The sequence below is a fragment of the Methylomonas fluvii genome (assembly GCF_014850975.1).
GTDB classification, from domain to species: domain Bacteria; phylum Pseudomonadota; class Gammaproteobacteria; order Methylococcales; family Methylomonadaceae; genus Methylomonas; species Methylomonas fluvii.
This window is the reverse complement of the sequence record NZ_JACXST010000002.1, coordinates 1,060,311-1,079,929: the sequence shown is the minus strand read 5'-3', so window position 1 is coordinate 1,079,929 and position 19,619 is coordinate 1,060,311. Positions and strand designations below refer to the sequence as shown.

The following is a 19,619-nucleotide window of genomic DNA, read 5'->3' as shown; positions in this document are numbered from 1 at the left end:
GAACTCTGTACGATGGTTTGGCGGAAGCGGAACTCTGTCACTAGCTGGAAAACCATCCCGGTAGGTTCGATGTCATTGTTTCCGCCGATACCTTCCTCTATTTTGGTCAACTCGAATTATTGCTTAGAGCCGCCGCGATGAAACCGGTGGGTGTTCGGCATTTAACTTGGAGCAGGCTGTCGATGATGCTCCGGCTTGCTTCGTGCGGCTTGACGTGTTTGGGCGTTATGCTCACTGCAAGGGCTATGTTCTGCACGCGCTAGCTTGGCCGGCTTGAATAGTAACAGCCGCGGTGAGGAAGCCTTCCGCAAAGAAGCCGGCGCATCGGCACCTGGATTGCTGGTTTTGGCGGTAAAACGCTGATTAAGGTCTGTGGTAGCGTGGTTGCGTGTAAATCTAAATTTAGCTGGAATGGGGTGGCCGGCGCCCATCAAGGCAGGCAATCTAAATACAAGATCGATAGTTCACCCATTAACTCGCAAGGAGAAATAATGAAGCGAAGAAGTACGAAAGAAAACCTTCTGAAGGCATCTGTGGGAGACGGCGCAGCCAACGACCCCAAGGACGTCCTAATCGTCGAATATCTATTCAATATCTGCAACAGCGTCATTCGCCGGCCGTTTCCGGAAGCCGGGCGTTGTTCCACTGATTTGATCATGGAAATTCGGCGCTTTCAGAGCAACGAACTTAGATATCCTCATGCCGACGGGCGCGTCGACCCGGCGGGTAGAACTCTCCACGCCCTGGTCGAAAAGGCGCGGCCGCTACGACCTAAACGTACCGATCTGAACAAATCTTCGCGCCCCTATCTGGCCGGTGGTTCTTGGTGCGGTCCCAGTGGTGAAGTCGCCGGATTATTGGAATTCTTGGAATTTAAAAGGCCGCCTGCCAGCCAGCAAACGCAAGAGCCCGGTACAGCGCACCGGGCGGTTGTTGATAGCTATTTGTCCTTGCGGGAGCGCGCTGCGGCCGGCAAGCTTCACCGTCTCAAAGCGGCCGTCAATAGTGGCGGCTCATTTTCCAAGTTGGCCGATGCGGATTTTCAGGCCGCGTTGGCGGCTCTGGGTAACGGCATTACCCTGGCCATGGTCAAGGCCTTTGCCGAAGTAGAGTCGGGCGGGAAAAGCGGATTTGGCCCCGCCGGCCTACCGGTCGTTGCCTTCGAAGGGCATTGGTTTAGGAAATTGACGAATAAGAAATACGACCAAACGCATCCCATGCTGTCTTACAAATATGTCAAGAAAGCGGGGCCGGAGTGGCAAGCCAATAATAAGGATCAGGAAACGGCCTGGAAAACCCTCAACGACGCCATCGCCTTGGATTCCGACGCCGCGTTGCAGGCTTGTTCGTGGGGTATGTTTCAAGTAATGGGCTTCAACTTCAAAGATTGCGGCTTTAGCAAAGTCGAGGACTTTGTCGCATCCATGAAAGCGGGCGAACGCGGTCAACTCGATGCTTTCGTTGGCTGGTGCAAGGCCAAACCTGCTCGCTTACAAGCCCTCAAAGACAAGAAATTCGCCACCATTGCGACCTTATACAACGGAGATGATTATGGAAATTATGATGTTTTGCTTGAACAAGCCTACAAGCGCCACGGGGGAAGCTGATCATGTTTAATCGTTTTGGTTTCATCATGGCAATATTGATGGCGACCGATGTCGGAGCCGTCGAAACCAACCAATTTCACTCGGGTGTTTATGAGCAACTCCGCTTGGCGGTGGCGCCGGACGGGAAAATTACTGGTTACTATCGTGAAGAGCAAGGGGAAGGCGTGAGCAAAACCTGTAGCTTTTATCTGCGTGGGCAATCAAATGGAGATTCCGCCTCGCTGACGACATGGAATGTCGATAGCTTTCCTGGCGAACTTCGTATCCAGGCAGCCGGAGTCAATTTGAAGGTGGAGCACGGTAACGAACATCCAGGATGCGGAATGCTGTTGCCACCGGCCATCGAACAAGGCCTGAATTACGATAAGGTGACTGAAACCGAATGGACTGAGTTGAGGGTCATATCGAGTCCCAAGACTTACTTCCATTCCAAACCCAAGGCTGATGCCAAACTCAAGTCTTATTTGGTGAAAGGGGATGTTGTTGGCGTGGTGGGTGCCGAGGGAGACTGGCTGCAGGTTGAGTACCCAGGGACACAGAAAATGATCCGCGGCTGGATCAGTAACAGTGATTTAGCCATATTTAAGTCAGGTCAATAGTCGTAGGCAAAGTTCCTATCTACGAGACGGGTTTTGCTATCCCGCCTTAAACATTTAAATATGGCCAAAGCAGCCATACCTGTTTATAGCCGGTTGAAAAACCCGTCTGAAGATTCATGAGGCTCAGTTTGTTAAGTTCGTAGAATTCCGCTTTTCCAGTTGGCAATGGATAGTAGCATCGAGTCAAAAAGCAGATTATCTTGTAGGCTATAGTTTTGCCCTAAAATACGCCCAATTCAGCGCCTGCTCAATCAAGACGAGATAAACATGACGGAAACCGACTTAGAGATAGCGCCGCAATACGACCTGTCGGCCTTAGTCATTCCGTTATTGAAGGGCGTGATCTACCAGGAAACCGATGGCGGCCTTTGGAATGCCTTGTTAAATCTGCAAGCCAGGGTGCGGGATTACGTGGCGGTGTTGGCTTTGGAATTGGTGCTGGACGAGGCCGAGGGTTATGCGTTTTTGCGTTCGCGCCAGATCGACGCGGAGGAAGACGACGCGGCGCCCAAGTTGCCGCGTTTGATCGCGCGGCGGCCGTTGTCGTTTCCGGTCAGCTTGCTGTTGGCGCTGCTGCGCAAGCGTTTGGCTGAGTTCGACCGCGGCGGCGGCGAGACTCGGTTGGTCTTGTCGCGCGAGGACATCGTCGAGTTGATCCGGGTGTTTTTGCCGCAACGCAGCAATGAGGCGCGGCTGATCGACCAGATCGAAACCCATATCAAAAAGGTGGTCGAGTTGGGCTTTTTGCGCAAGCTCAAGACCAGCGCTAATCAAGCTGCCAGTTACGAGGTTAGGCGGATACTCAAGGCTTTTGTCGATGCGCAGTGGCTGTCGGAGTTTGATGCCCGGTTGGCCGAATACCACGCGCAATGGCTTGGCGGCGGGGAAGGCAGAGAGTGATTCTGCGTGGATTGATCCCCATCGCGCTTTCTCGCCGGGAGAATGCCATTAAGTTTATCGTTGTTTATCCCCCTCTTTTTCAAAGAGGGGTTAGGGGAGATTTTCCGAATAAATCCCCCTCGATCCCCCTTTTGCAAAGGGGGAAGCACCTTAAGCTAAATGGCATTCGGGCTGCGGGGGAGGACGTCCATTCCGTTTTACAACGTCTCGACCAAAATTCCGCCGCGCCATGACCGCCACTAACGACTTGCAATTTTCCCTGGACTTCGTCGACGACGACGCCTTGTCCGGCTTTCGCTTGCAACGCCTGGAAGTCTACAACTGGGGTACCTTCGACGGCCGGGTTTGGGTCTTGCATTTGTATGGCCGCAACGCGCTGTTGACCGGCGACATCGGTTCCGGCAAATCGACGCTGGTCGATGCGGTGACCACTTTATTAGTGCCGGCCCACCGCATCGCTTACAACAAGGCTGCCGGCGCCGATGCCAAGGAGCGCAGTCTGCGTTCCTATGTGTTGGGTCATTACAAATCCGAGCGCAACGAAGTCAGCGGCAGTGCCAAGCCGGTGGCCTTGCGCGGCGACAACAGTTATTCGGTGATCTTGGGTGTGTTCCACAACGCCGGCTACGACCAGACCGTGACCTTGGCGCAGGTGTTCTGGATCAGCGACCGCCAGGGCCAGCCGGCGCGGCTGTTCGTGGGCGCCGAACGCGATTTCAGCATCTCCCGCGATTTTTCCGACTTCGGCAGCGACATCGGCCAATTGCGCAAGAAGCTGCGCGGCCTGGGCGCCGAGTTGCACGACAGCTTTCCGCCCTACGGCGCCTGGTTTCGCCGCCGCTTCGGCATCGACAACGAGCAAGCGCTGGAATTGTTCCATCAAACCGTATCGATGAAATCGGTCGGCAATCTGACTGACTTCGTGCGCAGCCACATGCTGGAACCTTCCGAAGTCGCGCCGCGCATCACCGCGCTGATCAACCATTTCGACGACCTGAACCGCGCCCACGACGCGGTTTTGAAGGCCAAGTGGCAGATGAGCCTGTTGACGCCGCTGGTCGCCGATTGCCAGCGCCACACCCAACTCAACGAACAAACCGAATCCCTGCGCGCCTGCCGCGAAGCCTTGCGGCCGTTTTTTGCCGGCCTGAAGCGCGGCTTGCTGGAAAAATGGCTGGCCGGCTTGGACGAGGAATTGGTCAAACAGAGCGCCCAACTGGAGCGGCTCAACCAGCGCAAGCGGCAACAGCAACTCGACGAGCGCGAATTGCAGCGCAATATTGCCGCCAACGGCGGCGACCGTATCGCGCAATTGGGCCTGGAAATCGAGCGTTTGCAGGACGAGCTTGCGCGCCGCCGCGATAAGTCCGGCCGTTACGAACAGTTGCTGCAAAGCCTGGATTTGCCGGCACCGGCAGACGCCGAAGCCTTTTTGGCGCAGCAAATGCGTTTCGCCGAACTGCGGGACAATGCGTCCGCGCGCGAAGCCGATCTGCAAAACCAGGCCAACGAAATCGGCGTGGCCTTCGCCCAAGGCCGTAGTGAGCACCAGGACTTGCAAAACGAGCTGGCCAGCCTGAAGGCGCGGCGCAGCAACATCGAAGATACGCAAATCAAAATGCGCCAGGCGCTGTGCCGGGCGCTGAATCTGGCCGAGGACGAGATGCCGTTCGCCGGCGAATTGATCCAGGTGCGCGACGAAGACAAGGATTGGGAAGGCGCCGCCGAACGGCTGCTGCGCAATTTCGGTTTGTCGCTGCTGGTGCCGGATGCGCATTACGCGGCGGTGGCCGATTGGGTGGAGCAAACCCATTTGCGCGGCCGCCTGGTCTACTTCCGCGTGCGGCCCGGCCAGCGCGCTGAGCCGCCGGTGCTACACCGCGATTCGTTGGCGCGCAAATTGGCGATCAAACCCGATTCGGCGTTTTACGATTGGTTGGAACGGGAGATCGGCCACCGCTTCGATGTGGCCTGCTGCGCGACCCAGGAGCAATTCCGCCGCGAGCAAAAAGCCATCACCCGCGCCGGCCAAATCAAGGCGCCCGGCGAGCGCCACGAAAAAGACGACCGCCACCGCCTCGACGACCGCAGCCGCTATGTATTGGGTTGGAGCAATGCCGCCAAGATCGCCGCGTTGGAGAACAAGGCCAAGCTGCTGGAAAAGCAGCTAGCCGATTTAGCCGGCCGTCTGGCCGACATCGCCAAAGCGCAAACCACGGTCAAGGCGCAATTGGAAACCTTGACCAAGCTGGGCGAATACCGCGATTTCCGCGAACTGGATTGGCAACCTCTGGCCGCCGACATCGCCGCGCTGGACGAAGAACGCCGGCAGTTACAGGCGGCTTCCGATTTATTGCAGCAGCTAGGCGCGCAACTGGCGGTGGTGGAAGCCGCGTTGTTGGAAACCGAGCGCGCATTAGGTGACAAGATCAAGGAAAGCGGCGCCACCGAACAACGCAAGCAGGCCGCCGAGGCGCTGTTGGCGCAAACCGCCGACATCTTGAGCGAAGCCGGCGATGCGCACGCCGCACAATATCCAGCTTTGGAAGCGCTGCGCGGTGAGGTGCTGGCCGAGCGGCAAGTCACGGTGGAATCCTGCGACAACCGCGAGCGCGAGATGCGCGATTGGTTGCAGACCAAAATCGAAAACGAGACCAAACGGCTCAATTATTTGCGCGACAAGATCATCGACGCGATGCGCGGCTATTGCGCGGCCTTCCCGTTGGAAACCCAGGAAGTCGATGTCGGCATCGCCGCAGCGCACGAATATCAAACCATGCTGCAAAGCTTGCAGGCCGACGACTTGCCGCGCTTCGAGGCCCGTTTCAAGGAATTGCTCAACGAAAACACCATTCGCGAGGTCGCCAATTTCCAGTCGCAACTGGCCCGCGAGCGGGAAACCATCAAGGAGCGCATCGCGCTGATCAACGAATCTTTGACCCAGATCGACTACAACACCAACCGCTTCATCGTGCTGGAAGCGCAACCGACGCCGGACGCCGACGTGCGCGATTTTCAAAGCGAGTTGCGCGCTTGCACCGAGGGCGCGCTGACCGGCTCCGACGACGAGCAGTATTCGGAAAACAAGTTTCTGGAAGTTAAAAAAATCATTGAGCGCTTTCGCGGCCGCGAAGGTCAGGCCGAGCAGGATAGGCGCTGGACCGCCAAGGTTACCGACGTGCGCAACTGGTTCAATTTCGGCGCCAGTGAGCGCTGGCGGGAAGATGGTAGCGAGCACGAGTACTATTCCGACTCAGGCGGCAAATCCGGCGGCCAAAAGGAGAAACTGGCTTACACGATCCTGGCCGCCAGCCTGGCTTATCAATTCGGTTTGGAATGGGGCGCGGTGCGTTCGCGCTCGTTCCGCTTTGTGGTGATCGACGAGGCCTTCGGCCGCGGCTCGGACGAATCGGCGCAATACGGTTTGCGGCTGTTCGAAAAACTCAGTCTGCAACTGCTGATCGTCACGCCGCTGCAGAAAATCCATATCATCGAGCCTTACGTCGCGGCGGTCGGCTTCGTGCATAACGAGGAAGGACGGGCGTCCAAACTGCGCAATCTGAGTATCGAAGAGTACCGCGCCGAACGCGCGGCGCGCGGCGGATGAGCAAGCCGGTCTGGATCTTGCCGGCCGAGTTGCGCGCCGAACTGGACAAACGCTGGCAACGCGGCCAAATCCTGACGGAAAGCCTGGCGCCGAGCGGCTTGTTTCCGCTACGTATTCCGTTAAAGCCACCCAGCCCGGCGCAACTGGCCGCCGATTTTGCCGCCGCGCAGGCTTGGGTGGAACATTGGCTGGCCGTTGAGGCCAAGCATTTTGCCGTCGAATGGCGGGACATCAATCATCGGCTGTCGGGGCGTAACCGCTTGCCGGCGGCGGTGGTTTTCGACCAGCCGGACGACGCGGCGGCGTATTTGAAAAAAGCCAAGGAATTGGCGGTTTTCGGGCAGTTGGCGGCATCGCTGGTTGACGATTTCGCCGCGCTGCGATCTTGGTTAGTGAAATACCCGTTACGCGCCTTGGAGCACGCCGACGAATGGCAAAAATTGTTGAGCGTGGCCGGCTGTGTCGTCGAACATCCCAGGCCGGGCATTTATCTACGCCAAATCAGCCTTCCAGGCATCGACAGCAAATTTATCGAGAGCCGTAAGAAGTTGCTCGGCGAATGGCTGGACTTGCTGCTGCCGGCCGTAGCGATCGATACCTCGCAAACCGGCGTCGCCGGCTTCGAGGCGCGCTACGGCTTTTTGGCCAAGCCGGCGACGATTCGCTTTCGCTTGCTGGATAGCCGACTGCGGATTGCCGGCTTGAGCGACTTGACGGTGACCGCCAGCGAATTCGCGACTTTGAATTTGCCTGTACGGTGGGTATTCGTCACCGAAAACGACATCAACGGTCTGGCGTTTCCGCCGTTTGCCGATAGCATGGTGATCTTCGGCCGAGGCTACGGTTTCGATGCGTTGGCGCAAGCCGAATGGTTGAAGGACAAGGAAATTCATTATTGGGGCGACATCGATACCCACGGTTTCGCTATCCTCAGCCAGTTCCGCCAGCATTTTCCGCAAGCCCAATCCTTGCTGATGGACGAGGCCACTTTAATCGCCCATCGCTCGCAATGGGTCGAAGAAGCTAGCCCGATTAACGCCGAATTGGCATTTTTAACTGCGGAGGAGGCGGCTCTATACGACGTGTTGCGGGATCATCGCTATGGTCGCGGGGTGCGCCTGGAACAGGAGTATGTCAGCTTTGCGTTACTGTCGGAACGGCTGGCGGCGCTGGGTTTGGCGGCTGGCGGCGAGGACGCGTAGCGGTGAGTGCGTATTTTGTGGATGTTTGGCAAGGCCGGCTGAGCGTATCTGCCGACACATTAGCGCGATTGGCGTCGCGATTATCGGACGACGAAATGCTGAAGGCGCAAGCGTTCAAGCTTCCAACTTTACATGATCGCTACATTGCCGCGCGCGGCATGTTGAGAGAAACGGTGGCCGGCTATTTGGCGGCCGATCCGGCGACGTTAAAATTCGTGTCCGGCCCCTACGGCAAGCCGGCGTTGCTTGATGAGCCTTTACAATTCAATATCTCGCATACCGCTGATTCATTGTTAATTGCCGTCGCTAATTTCGCTGACATTGGAATCGATGTGGAGACGGTTAAGCTACGGCGCAATTTTGAAAATTTGGCGCAGCGTTGCTTTTCCGAGCGGGAGTATCAAGGTTGGTGCGAACTGCCGGTGGAGTTGCAGGCGGACGCATTTTATCGGTTGTGGACCAAGAAAGAGGCCTTTGTCAAAGCAGTTGGTCGGGGGATTGCTTTGGGCTTAGAGCAATGCGAATTTGCATTGGAGGCGGGTGGGCAGTTGCGAACTATTCCCGACGAGTACGGTTCGGCCAATGCGTGGTTGGTTCACGAATTGGATGTTGATGCTGCTGTTAATCCGGTCCTTAGCTTTCCGCGTTCCGGCGGTGGCGTGAGTTTGGCTCCTGAATTAGAGTCCGGATTTGGCGGTAATGACTGCTCTGAAGTATTGCAGAACCGAGTCCGCAACAACTGTGCGGCACTGGTTACGCCTGCCCGGTGCTACGCTTTACGGCGGTTGCTGCTGCAAGCCGATTGAGGCTCAGTAAGTCCCAAGCGGCCGCAGAGATCGAAATCCCTGTGGTTTGTGCCGTTTATGTTGTTGCATTTGCCGGATATGTTGGCTTTATAACAAATATCCCTTCCTGTTATTAACGCGCTCCGCTGAATAATTTTTTTTGTTGAGCCACACAGGGCGCCGGATTGCTCGCTAAAAGCGGTTTGCCGGCATTGTTGCTGTCAATCAGTATCTTGGAACGAGATTTGCTGAGTAGACTAAAAACGGGTTACTTAGTGAGGTTGATATGACTGTACACATTGCATCCATGATGCCGGACCGCGCGCTTGACGAGAGTGTAATCGCCAAAGCTATTACGAAAATTGCCGTTGACTTGGCAAGTTTTCGCGAGGAGCCGATACAAAAGCGGGCGCCGATTCTGGACTTAATATTTTTATTACCCAGCCACCAGGAGAGGGCTGATTTCGAGGGCTTGCGTTTGCATTCGTTCGATAAAATCTCGCAGACTTTGCGGATAGAATGCGCCGTACCGGAAAAAATGGTGGCATCCACGCACGCTGAGCGCTTTGTTGTCGCGGTGATAATGGACACCATCGACGCCGCAGCCGAATTCTTCACCGAGCAGCGCATATTGTTTGATGCGGCTGGGCATTTGGCGTTGGCTGAGGCGCTGGTGGTACGCGAACAATATGCGATCAATTAATAGATAACTGAGTTTATCGAAGGACACGCCGGCTTGGGCTTCGACGAGGTAAGCCTAAACGGAATATCCATGATAAATGGGGTCGGGTTAATAGTGGTTGGTTTACGCCGGGTCGGCCAAGTCCAGCAAGCTAACCACATTCAGTTTGATCGCTAACCGTGTCAACTCGATGTCGCTGTTCACTCCCAGCTTGTTTTTGATCAGGTAATGGCAGTTGCCGACGGTTTTCCGGCTGATGTTCAGCGTATTGGCAATGTCGTCTTGCGTGTTGGCTTCGACCAGTAGGCGCAGAATTTCGAATTCTCTGGCTGTTAAACTATTCAGTGCTATTGAATCACTGCCGAGTTTTTCCAAAGCCAACGCTTGGGCGATGTCGGTGCTGAGAATGTGTTTGCCAAGATAGACGTGCCGTATCGCCTGCAACAGCAAATCCGGTGTGCTGCTTTTGGTGATATACCCCAAAGCGCCAGCGCGGCAGGCTTGGCGGGCAAAGCTGGGATTTTGATGCATGCTGAAAACCAGTATCCTGGCTTTGTGATCGCGTTGTTTGAGGCGGCCTATCAATTCCAGGCCACTTGAGCCGGGCAGGGTTAAATCGGTCACGACCACATCGGGTTGGCATTCCTTGTAAAGGCAATAGGCGTCTGTGCCGTTCGCGGCTTCAGCAATGACCTTTAAGTCTGCTTGTTTGCTGATCAGCGAGCGGTAGCCCTCCCGGACTATTGCGTGATCGTCTACCAGCAGAATATTGATAGTGGTTTGCTTAATCATTGGGCGCTCTCCGGCTGCGCCGTTGGCAAGCGGGCTTCGATTATCAGGCCATGCGGCTTGGCTATGCTTAAATGGAATTTGCCGTTTAAGGCAAGGATGCGTTCGCGCATGCCCAGCAAGCCTATGCCATCGCCTGACACAAACGGCAAAGTGATGGCGTTGCCGTTGTCTTGTATGGTGATCGATGTCTCGGTGCCGTTGATTGTCAGCGTAATATCAGCTAGGCTGGCATAGGCATGTTTGGCGATATTGCTGACGGCCTCCTGCGTGATGCGAAACAGACTGATTGCCAGCGGTTCCGTCAACGTTCTGCAATCGCCGATGATGTATAGGCTAAAATGGGTCTTGCCCAGACGGTTCCAGCTTGCTATCAGGGCGCGCAGACTGGCGTCCAGGCCTAATTCTTCCAGCTCCGCCGGTCGTAAGCGAGTTAATAAGTTCCGCACGCTTTGTTGCATCGCTTGGGTAAAGCGGGATATTTGCTCAGCCTCTGTGACTAGCTCGGGGCAATTTCGCTGCGCCGTTTGAGCGATGACTGTCGAGACGGCGTGGATTGCCGCCAAACATTGGCCTAATTCGTCGTGAAGTTCCCGTGCCAAGTAGCGGCGTTCCTCTTCCTGCAAGTTCATCAACATCACAGCCAGTTTTTGCCGTTCCGCTAAGAGTTGTTGCTGATTGTCGGCGAGTTGGTTGATTGCCGCCGCAGTGTGCCGCCATTCCACTAAGTCGAAGACGGGTAGCCGGAACGCCAATTCGCCTGAGCTAAGCCGGTTTAATCCTGCCACAATAGTCTGAGCCGGAAGTAAGGCCCGGCTGACGGCCAAGTAAACCAGCAGGCAAACCGCTGTGATCGTTACCGCTGACAACGCCAGTAAATCCCGGACATTATCCCAAGCGCGGTTTATCGACAACTCTGCGCTAACCGAAACGGTTAATACGCCGTAAGCCTGGCCGTTGTAAGTTATCGGCCGCTGCCAGTTGAACTGCGGTCCAAAAATTCGTCGGTATAGTTCGGCAAAATCCTCAGGATAGTGATGGGTGGACAAGTCGATGCCTTTGCAGTAGTTACGCATGGTTTCGCTGTCATTAGCCAGATAGCTGGCGCAAATCCCCGGCTCGCTAGCCGTCTGTTTCCATAAGTCAAAGTCCGGGAAGGGGTTGGCCGGTTTTTCACCGGCGCTGGCTTTCAATAACTGCAACTCCAGTTGTTTGCCCAGCGCGGCTAAGGTGTTTTGCGCTTGCGCTGCTGATTGGTGGGCGCTGCGATGCAGCACATAAGTCAGCGTCGCGAGTAAACACAGTAAGGCTACCCCCGTAATGCGGGTTAACAAATACAGTTTTAGATTCATGATCGATTCGTGGTGCGCTGAGAACCGGTGGATGTTGTTGAAAAGGCATTTTAGGTAGTTGAGTGGGTGCTGAACAGCTTGATAGCGAGATGCGGGCAATTTGCCCGAGTTTGCAGGGTGAATTTCGGCTTACCGAAGGCGGTTGCTTGCTTAAGCTGAGATCATCTAGATCGGCTTAATTGGGAGGCCTAAGATGCTTAAAACAGTCACTGTCAGAATAATCATGGCTATGCCGCCTGAAGCGGTATGGTCTGCGATAGCCGGTATTGGTGGTTTGGAGCGATGGTTTCCATCGAGTCGTTATCTGGGTTCGGAGGCGTCAAGCTTGGCGGCGGAGGCATTATGAATATTGTCAGCTTGATTAAATGCGTGTCGTTGGTTGTGGGTATGTCCTCCGCAGCGGTCAACGCCGCACCGCGGATAGCGGTTTTGGATTTTGAATTGAACGACATAACGTCGTTGCCGAACACGCCGGAGGAAATAACCCGCACTTCAAGCATGGCGCCGTTGCTGATGGAAGCCCTAGGTCGGTCGGGAGCTTATCAAATCGTAGTAGTCGATGCGGATAGTCAGAAAGCCGCAAACAGCGGCTTTGGCTACTTGTTTCGCTTTCACGATTTGGCAGCGGACTTGGGGCGGCAACGGCGCGCGGATTGGGTGCTGGTTAGTCAGCATAGCAAACCGAGCTTTTTATTCTCGTATCTGTGGGTATATTTGATCGACGTGAACAAGCGAGTGGCGGTAGCGCGTTATGACATCGAGTTGAAGGGAAGTCATCAGAAAGTCACCCAGCATGCTATCGATACCTTGGCCGGAAAGGTCGGGGCTACGCTTGCGGTGTATAGCGTTAATTAGTTTTGCCGTTGCAACAGGCACAAAAAAGCCGCTGAGTAGCGGCTTTTCTTTGTTCCCAATAAGAAACGTTTAACGTTTTGAGTATTGAGGACGCTTTCTGGCTTTGTGCAAGCCGACTTTTTTACGTTCAACTTCACGAGCATCGCGGGTGACGTAACCGGCTTTTCTCAATGATGGTCTCAAGGCTTCGTCGAAAACCATCAATGCACGGGTCAGACCGTGGCGAATTGCGCCAGCTTGGCCTGAAGGGCCGCCGCCGGTAACGATGATGTTGATGTCGAAATCACCGGTTTTACCCAACAACTCCAGCGGTTGTCTGGCAATCATTTCGTCGGTTTTGCGCCCGAAATATTGTTCAACAGGGAGTTTGTTGATGGTGAATTTTCCTGAACCGACTGTGGCGTAGACGCGAGCGATTGCGCTTTTGCGACGACCTGTTCCGTAGTATTGAGCTGCCATAAACTATCTACCTGCTTAGAATTCTAAAACTTTAGGTTGCTGAGATTGATGATTATGCTCAGAACCTGCGTAAACTTTCAATTTTTTGAACATGGCACGACCCAATGGATTTTTGGGCAGCATGCCTTGTACGGCGGTGGTGATGATTCTGTCCGGGAAAGTTTGTCTTAACTTGCCCAAAGAAGCTGACTTCATATTACCGACATAACCGGTATGGCGGTAGTACATTTTGTCTTTTTCTTTGTTGCCGGTAACGCCGATTTTTTCGGCGTTGATGACGATGATGTAATCGCCGGTGTCAACGTGTGGTGTGAATTCGGGTTTGTGTTTTCCGCGAAGACGTCGTGCAATTTCAGTAGCAAGGCGACCTAATGTCTTTCCTTCTGCATCAATCACGTACCAATCGCGCTTAACTTCTGCGGGCTTTGCACTAAATGTTTTCATCTTTGCTTTTTAGTCTAATGAGGCTATAAAAACCGTGAATTGTACTTAATAGGGCCGTTAACTTCAAGTCCAATTAAAGCTTAATTTTCAGGGAATGGAGTTTTCGGTACAAATGCGTACGTTCCATGCCGATAGCCGAAGCCAGTTTGGCGACGCTGCCGCCGGTTTTTTCAAAATGATATTCCAGGTAAGATTTTTCGAAATGGTCGCGGGCTTCCTTCAGCGGCAAATTGAAAAACTCCGGTACATTCAAGCCCAATTTGGGTTGTTCGGCGATCGAACCCAGCGCGGTTTTGACTTCGTCCAGCTCAATGTCGTCGCCGGCACCGAGTATCATCAGACGCTGCACCAGATTACGCAGTTCGCGCACATTACCCGGCCAGCTGTAATTACGCAAATAATTTTGCGCCGCCATCGAGAAACGCCGGAACGGCAGCTTTTCCTGGGTGACGAAATGATCGACATAAAAATTCAACAGGCTGGGTACGTCTTCACTGTGTTCGCGTAGCGGCGGAATCTCCAGCGTCACGACGTTCAGCAAATAGTAAAGATCCTGACGAAAGCGGCCGCTGTTGACTTCTTCTTCCAAAGACATCCGAGTGGAAGCGACGACACGCACGTCGACGCGCACCGCCTGACTGCCGCCAACCCGCAGGAACGAGCTGGATTCCAGCGCGCTGAGCAAGCGAGTTTGAGTTTCCGGGTCCATGCCGCCGATTTCGCCCAGAAATAGCGTGCCGCGATGGGCTTGTTCCAACAAGCCGCGATATACCCGGCCGTTGTCTTCCCGCCCAAAAAACTCCACCGCCGAGTTTTCCGGGGAGATACTGCCGACCGACACGTCGACAAAGGAGCCGTCGCGCCGCGAACTGTTATTGTGCAAATAGCGGGCGAACATTTCTTTACCGACCCCCGCTTCGCCGACGAATAACACTCTGGCGTCGTGCTGAGCCAGACGCTTTATCTTATCCTTGGTGCGTTCCACCACCGCGCTTTTGCCGACCGGGTCCACGCCTATCATCAGCTGTTGTTTCAAGCCGGCGTTTTCGCGTTGTAAGGAACTGGTCTCCAATGCGCGTTCGACGATTAACAGTAATTTAGCCAGTGACAGGGGTTTTTCCAAAAAGTCGTAGGCGCCAAGCCGAGTCGCTTCCACGGCGGATTCCACCGAGGCATGTCCGGACATCATAACCACCGGACATAGCGCGTCATCTTCGCTGACCCATTCCCGCAGTAGCGTGATACCGTCGCTGTCCGGCATCCAGATGTCCAGCAGGATCAGATTAGGCGGGCGCTGATTTTTCAAGGCTTTGGCTTCCGTGGCGTTTTCCGCCATGGCGACATCGTAGCCTTCATCTTCGAGAATTTCCGACACCAACTGACGAATGTCCTGCTCGTCATCGACCACCAAAATATACGGTGCTTGCTTATTCATTTAAAGTTCCCAAATTCAAAAACCGGCAGCTGGAGTAAAAACCCCGCGCCGCCATTATAAGACGTATCCACCCAAATCACCCCGCCGTGTTCTTCCACGATCTTTTTGACAATGGCCAAGCCCAGGCCGGTGCCTTTGGCCTTGCTGGTCACATAGGGATCGAAAATGGTTTCAAGCTGTTCCGCGTTCAAGCCGTTGCCGTTATCGTAGATGCCCAATTCGACATAATCGGTGTTGTTGCGGCTGACTTTGGCGATTTTGATCTCGATGCGGCAGGGCGTCGAGGTCGCTTCTTGGGCGTTTTTGATCAGGTTGTGCAGTACTTGGCGCAGGCTGACCGGATCCGCTTCGACCAGCACCCGGTCGCTTGCAAACTTAGTGCTGAAAACGATGCCGGATGGCAGGTATAAGGCCACGACTTCCTGAATCAGATCAACCAGATTGATTTTTTCCACTTGCTTCTTGGACGGGCGGGCGTATTCGGAAAAATCGTCCACCATCCGCTTCATCGCTTCCACCTGTTGGACGATGGTGCGGGTGCCGCGTTGCAGAAATTCGGCGGAACCATCCTGTAATTCCTTGGAGAGCTTGTGCTGTAAACGTTCGGCCGATAGCTGGATCGGCGTCAACGGGTTTTTGATTTCATGCGCCAGACGCCGCGCCACTTCGCCCCAGGCCGCGTTTTTCTGTGCCTGAATCAGGTCGGTGACATCATCGAATACCACCACCGCGCCGGTGCGGGCGCCGTGCTGTGAGAACAGCGGCGTACCCCGGCACAACAGTTCTTGACGGCCGTTGGGGCCAAGAAACACGATGCGTTGCTCCCAAATATCGTCGGCTTTTTCCAGCAGGCTTTGGATCGCATTGAGTACATCGGCCAGTTCGCTGTGCAGGGTCGCCAAAGTCGGTAAAGTCTCGCCGACGAAATGGCTGACCGGGATATGTAAAATCCGGTAGGCGGCCTGGTTGGCGGTACGGATGTAGAATGCGGCGTCGAAACTGATCACCCCGGCCGTGAGATTGGCCAGGATGGTTTCCAGATAGGCGCGCTGATTTTCCACTTCCAGGCCGGCAGCACGGGTTTCGTCGCGGGAACGGGCGATACGCCGGGTCATCTGGTTGAAGGATTCAACCAGGAACCCCAGATCGTCCTGATTCATGACCGGTAGCTGTTGTTGATAATCGCCATCGGCGACCGCTTGCGTACCTTTTACCAGCTCTTTTACCGGCGCAACTATATTGCGGATGCTGATAAACGCTACCCAAATAGCTGCGAGCAGGCTGAGCAGCAACACCAACAACAGGATCAACGAGAAGCTAGTTTTCAGCGAGTCACGCAGGAAATTCATTTCCTGGTAACGGATGAAGGCAAACTCAATCGAGTCGGCCAAGTCGGTTACCCGCACCGGAATCGGAAACAAGGCTTGCAAAAAGCGGCTTTGATCCGCTTCGATAGCCACGATGATACGCACCAGCATTTCATCGTTATCGCCGGGATCGAAAGCAAAATATTCCTTATTTTGCCGCAGTTGCAGCCAGATTTGTTCGTCGGGGAGATGCGGCAAAATATCGCTGGGGTTGACGCTGCTGGAGGCTAATACCCGGCCTTGGTTAGAAAATACCGCAATCTCCAATGCCCCGGAATCCGCCCACAGCGAGCCGACTTCCATTGCGATCAACGCTTCCGATTTGTCGCGGAGTTGATCGGCCATTTGTTTGGTTTGCTTGATATGCCAGGTCATGCGTTGATTCAGCGAAGATTGGCTCAACTCCAACGCATCGTCCATAGCCCGGTCTATTTCCACGTTAAACCAGCTGTCTATGCCTTGATGCAGAAATTGCACTGAGAAATAAAACACGATGGCCGCCGGCGCCAAAGCCAGCAAGACGAACAAGGACACCATGCGCGTGGTCAGTCGAGAGCCGGCCTCCTTTTTCTTTAATTCCCGTACCAGCGAATAGGCGTTGAACGCGACCAAACCCAGCAGAATGACCGATCCCAGCGTGTTGATGACCAACAGCCAGGAATACATTTCGCCGAGTTCCGATGATCCTTGGGTGGCGCTGCTCATCAATTGCAGCGATAACAATACGAAGCCGAACAGCAGAACAATGGTGGCGCTAGCCGGTAATTTTATTTTTGAATGGGCCATGTGTACCAGGCGCTAGAAAGAAACCACTGGTTGTCCAGATAGGCGACCGGACGCAGCGGTATTGGCAACTGCTCGCGGTTGAATTGAGTTTTTACCGCCAGCAGGTAAGGTGTGCCGGTTGTCACGCGTTCGGCGGGGATTGGCGTGCTGTCATGCACGGCTGCCATGAAATTCATTGCCGCGCTCAAGGTTAAAAACATTTCGCTACGGTCGAACGGGGTTTGCACTACATATTGATTCAGCAAGGCATGGAATTGCAGGCTGTAAGTCAGTTTGTGTTTATGGATTATCGTATCCCACAGTACGCCGGGTTGGCGCAGTTCTATTGAGACGTCCCAGGTCAACCGCACACCTTTGTGTAGCGCTTCCTTAGCAGTCGGACTGAGCCGGTAATCGATATGAGCCTGCACGTCATAACCGTCATCGATATGTTCCAAATCGGCATATTCGATGCGCGCGGCATATTCGCCGGCTTCCGCCTTGCCTGGCGCAATGTGCAGGCAGAGCATCAATGCCGCGTACCTAAGGGGCTTTGTAAAGCTTGGCATAATAAAAGCCGTCCATTTGCCGGTCACCGGTGATGATTTGCCGGCCATGCGGACGGGACATGCCCCAGTGCGCGCCGATATGAATTTCACTGGCGTTGCTGTGCCGGGCAAGGAATGCGGCGATTTGCGCCTCGTTTTCCTGCTTCAATACCGAGCAGGTGGCGTACAGCAAAATACCGCCAGGTTTCAGTAGCTGCCAAGCGTTATCAAGAATCTTGGCTTGCAGTGTTTGCAGGGCGGCAATATCGTCGGCGCGGCGCAGTAATTTGATGTCGGGATGGCGGCGGATTACGCCGAAGCCGGAGCAGGGGGCGTCCAATAGTATCCGTTCGAATTGCCGGTCGCCAGCCCATGCGGCAGATTGAGCGGCATCGGCGGCTAAGGTCTCGGCGTGTAAGTTTAAGCGCTGTAAATTGTCTGTCACCCGTTGCAGGCGGTGTTGATCAACATCGATCGCCAACAGACCGGCCACGGCGGGTTGGCGCTCCAAAATAGCGGCGGTCTTGCCGCCTGGTGCTGCGCATAAATCCAGTACCTGATGGCCGGGCTGCGCATCGAGCAGCTCTGCGGCCAGTTGCGCGGCAGTGTCCTGCACCGAAACTCGGCCTTGGCTAAAGGCGGGCAATTGCTCTACGGCCAAGGCTTGGTCCAGCCGTATCGCGGTCTCGCAACAATCTACCGGCTGCGCGGCGATGCCTTGCGCAGTGAGTTCGTCCAGATAGGTCACTCGGCTAACTTGCAGCAGATTGACGCGTAAAGCCATCGGCGGCGCTTGGTCGTTGGCATGCAGGATTTTTTCGTAATGTTCCGGCCAGTCTTGCTTGAGCAAATCCACTATCCAGTTCGGATGGTTATAGTGGGCTTGGGTGTCCCCACTACAGGCTTGTTGCAGGGTTTCGGCCTCGCGTAAATATTGTCGGAGTATCGCGTTAACTAAAGACTTTGCCCAAGGTTTGTGGCTGGTGGCGGCGACCGTTTCAGACACGGCGGCGTGCGATTTAACCCGCATGTGTTGCAGTTGATAGAGGCCGATCAGCAGCAAGGCTTTAATGTCGCCATCCTTTTGCTTGAGCGGCTTGCTGAGCAAGTGGCCCAGCATAAAGTCCAATGCGTAGTAATGGCGGATGACGCCGTAGCACAAGGCTTGGACGAAAGCCCGGTCTTTACTGTCCTTAAGTTTGGGAAGCCCGTATTCCAGGGCGGCGGTCAGCGATTGGCCGTCGTTGAGAACGTGGGCGAGGATCTGTGCCGAGCAGCCGCGCAGATTCATGAGCCAAGAATAACGCGGTCGGAGGGGTGGGCATTCATAAAGTCCTTGCCGGCTATGCGTTTACCGCCGGGGAGTTGTACTTCAAGCAGGCGTAATACGCCGTCGCCGGTGGCTATGTCCAGCGCGTGTTCCGCGCAACTGACGGTGCCGGGGGCTTGCTCGGCGGTTTTATCGAGTACCTGGCTGCGCCAGACGCGCAACACTTGGCCTTGATATAGGGTCTGCGCTACAGGCCAGGCATTCAGGCCGCGTACTTGACGATCCAGCTCTATGGCGGAATTTTGCCAGTCCAATGTCGATTCCTGTTTTTCCAGTTTGTGGGCGTAAGTGACTAGGGCTTCGTCTTGCGGTTCTGCCGTCAAAGAGCCGTCGGCGATTTGGTCTACCACTTTAATCAGCCCTTCGGCGCCCATTTGCGCCAATTGATCGTGCAGGCTACTGGAGGTGGCGTCGGCGCTGATCGGGCATTCGGCTTTGTACAGCATGTCGCCGGCATCGAGTTTTTTTACCACGTTCATGATGGTGATGCCGGTTTTAGCGTCGCCCGCCATCACGGCCCGGTGAATCGGCGCCGCGCCGCGCCAGCGCGGCAGCAGCGAACCGTGCACATTGATGCAACCTTGTTTAGGTATGTCCAAAACCGCTTGCGGCAGAATCAGGCCATAGGCCACGACCACCATTAGATCGGCATCCAGTGCCGCTAATTGCGCGATAGATTCGGGGCTTTTGAAATTTTCCGGCTGATAGACCGGGATGTCCGCAGCTAAAGCCAGTTCTTTGACCGGGCTGGCGGTGAGCTTGCGGCCACGGCCGGCCGGCCGGTCGGGCTGGGTATAGACCCCGCAGACTTGATGCGGCGAATCCAGCAAGGCCTGCAAGGTGGGAACCGCAAAATCCGGCGTACCGGCGAACACGATTTTCATGGGATGTCC

General features: G+C 55.0%; 18 protein-coding genes. 9 read left to right on the top strand and 9 right to left on the bottom strand.

The window, feature by feature from the left end:
• Window positions 1-491 precede the first annotated feature (491 nt).
• From EBB_RS14435 to EBB_RS14405, 7 genes are all read left to right on the top strand, one after another.
• Window positions 492-1,607 (top strand): N-acetylmuramidase family protein, encoded by a 1,116-nt coding sequence (locus tag EBB_RS14435; RefSeq protein WP_192394479.1) that lies wholly within the window; start codon window positions 492-494, stop codon window positions 1,605-1,607.
• Between the two features lie 2 nt (window positions 1,608-1,609).
• On the top strand, window positions 1,610-2,206 hold the full coding sequence (locus tag EBB_RS14430; RefSeq protein ID WP_192394478.1) for an SH3 domain-containing protein: 597 nt from the start codon (window positions 1,610-1,612) through the stop codon (window positions 2,204-2,206).
• 267 nt (window positions 2,207-2,473) lie between these two features.
• Window positions 2,474-3,106, top strand: coding sequence for a DUF4194 domain-containing protein (locus EBB_RS14425; protein WP_192394477.1), 633 nt, complete (start codon window positions 2,474-2,476; stop codon window positions 3,104-3,106).
• A 229-nt stretch (window positions 3,107-3,335) separates the two neighbouring features.
• Window positions 3,336-6,713, top strand: coding sequence for an ATP-binding protein (locus EBB_RS14420; protein WP_192394476.1), 3,378 nt, complete (start codon window positions 3,336-3,338; stop codon window positions 6,711-6,713).
• On the top strand, window positions 6,710-7,915 hold the full coding sequence (locus EBB_RS14415) for a DUF3322 domain-containing protein (protein ID WP_192394475.1): 1,206 nt from the start codon (window positions 6,710-6,712) through the stop codon (window positions 7,913-7,915). Before EBB_RS14420 ends, EBB_RS14415 begins: the two co-directional genes overlap by 4 nt.
• 2 nt (window positions 7,916-7,917) lie before the next feature.
• Entirely contained in the window at window positions 7,918-8,721 is an 804-nt protein-coding gene (locus tag EBB_RS14410) for a 4'-phosphopantetheinyl transferase family protein (protein ID WP_229427581.1), read from the top strand.
• 265 nt (window positions 8,722-8,986) lie between these two features.
• Window positions 8,987-9,403, top strand: a complete 417-nt coding sequence (locus tag EBB_RS14405; protein WP_225587451.1) for a hypothetical protein — start codon at window positions 8,987-8,989, stop codon at window positions 9,401-9,403.
• A 102-nt stretch (window positions 9,404-9,505) separates the two neighbouring features.
• Here EBB_RS14405 and EBB_RS14400 read toward each other — a convergent pair whose 3' ends face one another.
• Window positions 9,506-10,174 (bottom strand): response regulator, encoded by a 669-nt coding sequence (locus EBB_RS14400; RefSeq protein WP_192394474.1) that lies wholly within the window; start codon window positions 10,172-10,174, stop codon window positions 9,506-9,508.
• Window positions 10,171-11,523: a sensor histidine kinase gene (locus EBB_RS14395; RefSeq protein WP_192394473.1), complete on the bottom strand. Its 1,353-nt coding sequence runs from the start codon at window positions 11,521-11,523 to the stop codon at window positions 10,171-10,173. Before EBB_RS14395 ends, EBB_RS14400 begins: the two co-directional genes overlap by 4 nt.
• 193 nt (window positions 11,524-11,716) lie before the next feature.
• Here EBB_RS14395 and EBB_RS14390 point away from each other — a divergent pair, with 193 nt between their 5' ends.
• Both EBB_RS14390 and EBB_RS14385 read left to right on the top strand, forming a co-directional pair.
• Window positions 11,717-11,869 (top strand): SRPBCC family protein, encoded by a 153-nt coding sequence (locus EBB_RS14390; RefSeq protein WP_192394472.1) that lies wholly within the window; start codon window positions 11,717-11,719, stop codon window positions 11,867-11,869.
• Window positions 11,866-12,378, top strand: a complete 513-nt coding sequence (locus EBB_RS14385) for a DUF2380 domain-containing protein (RefSeq protein WP_192394471.1) — start codon at window positions 11,866-11,868, stop codon at window positions 12,376-12,378. Before EBB_RS14390 ends, EBB_RS14385 begins: the two co-directional genes overlap by 4 nt.
• A gap of 69 nt (window positions 12,379-12,447) precedes the next feature.
• On the opposite strand, the gene rpsI is transcribed toward EBB_RS14385, so the two are convergent.
• The 7 genes from rpsI to fmt all read right to left on the bottom strand — a co-directional run bounded on the left by rpsI (window position 12,448) and on the right by fmt (window position 19,610).
• Window positions 12,448-12,837, bottom strand: coding sequence for a 30S ribosomal protein S9 (gene rpsI / locus EBB_RS14380; protein ID WP_192394470.1), 390 nt, complete (start codon window positions 12,835-12,837; stop codon window positions 12,448-12,450).
• Window positions 12,838-12,852: 15 nt separating this feature from the next.
• A complete protein-coding gene (gene rplM, locus EBB_RS14375) occupies window positions 12,853-13,281 on the bottom strand; it encodes a 50S ribosomal protein L13 (RefSeq protein ID WP_020482941.1) in 429 nt (142 codons plus the stop codon).
• Between the two features lie 73 nt (window positions 13,282-13,354).
• Window positions 13,355-14,716: a sigma-54-dependent transcriptional regulator gene (locus EBB_RS14370; RefSeq protein WP_192394469.1), complete on the bottom strand. Its 1,362-nt coding sequence runs from the start codon at window positions 14,714-14,716 to the stop codon at window positions 13,355-13,357.
• On the bottom strand, window positions 14,713-16,869 hold the full coding sequence (locus tag EBB_RS14365; RefSeq protein ID WP_192394468.1) for a sensor histidine kinase: 2,157 nt from the start codon (window positions 16,867-16,869) through the stop codon (window positions 14,713-14,715). The genes EBB_RS14370 and EBB_RS14365 overlap by 4 nt, the downstream gene beginning before the upstream one ends.
• Complete coding sequence (locus EBB_RS14360) at window positions 16,851-17,417, bottom strand: DUF4390 domain-containing protein (RefSeq protein WP_225587450.1); 567 nt, start codon at window positions 17,415-17,417, stop codon at window positions 16,851-16,853. The genes EBB_RS14365 and EBB_RS14360 overlap by 19 nt, the downstream gene beginning before the upstream one ends.
• Complete coding sequence (gene rsmB, locus EBB_RS14355) at window positions 17,392-18,687, bottom strand: 16S rRNA (cytosine(967)-C(5))-methyltransferase RsmB (RefSeq protein WP_192394466.1); 1,296 nt, start codon at window positions 18,685-18,687, stop codon at window positions 17,392-17,394. Before rsmB ends, EBB_RS14360 begins: the two co-directional genes overlap by 26 nt.
• On the bottom strand, window positions 18,684-19,610 hold the full coding sequence (gene fmt, locus EBB_RS14350; RefSeq protein WP_192394465.1) for a methionyl-tRNA formyltransferase: 927 nt from the start codon (window positions 19,608-19,610) through the stop codon (window positions 18,684-18,686). Before fmt ends, rsmB begins: the two co-directional genes overlap by 4 nt.
• Window positions 19,611-19,619 lie beyond the last annotated feature (9 nt).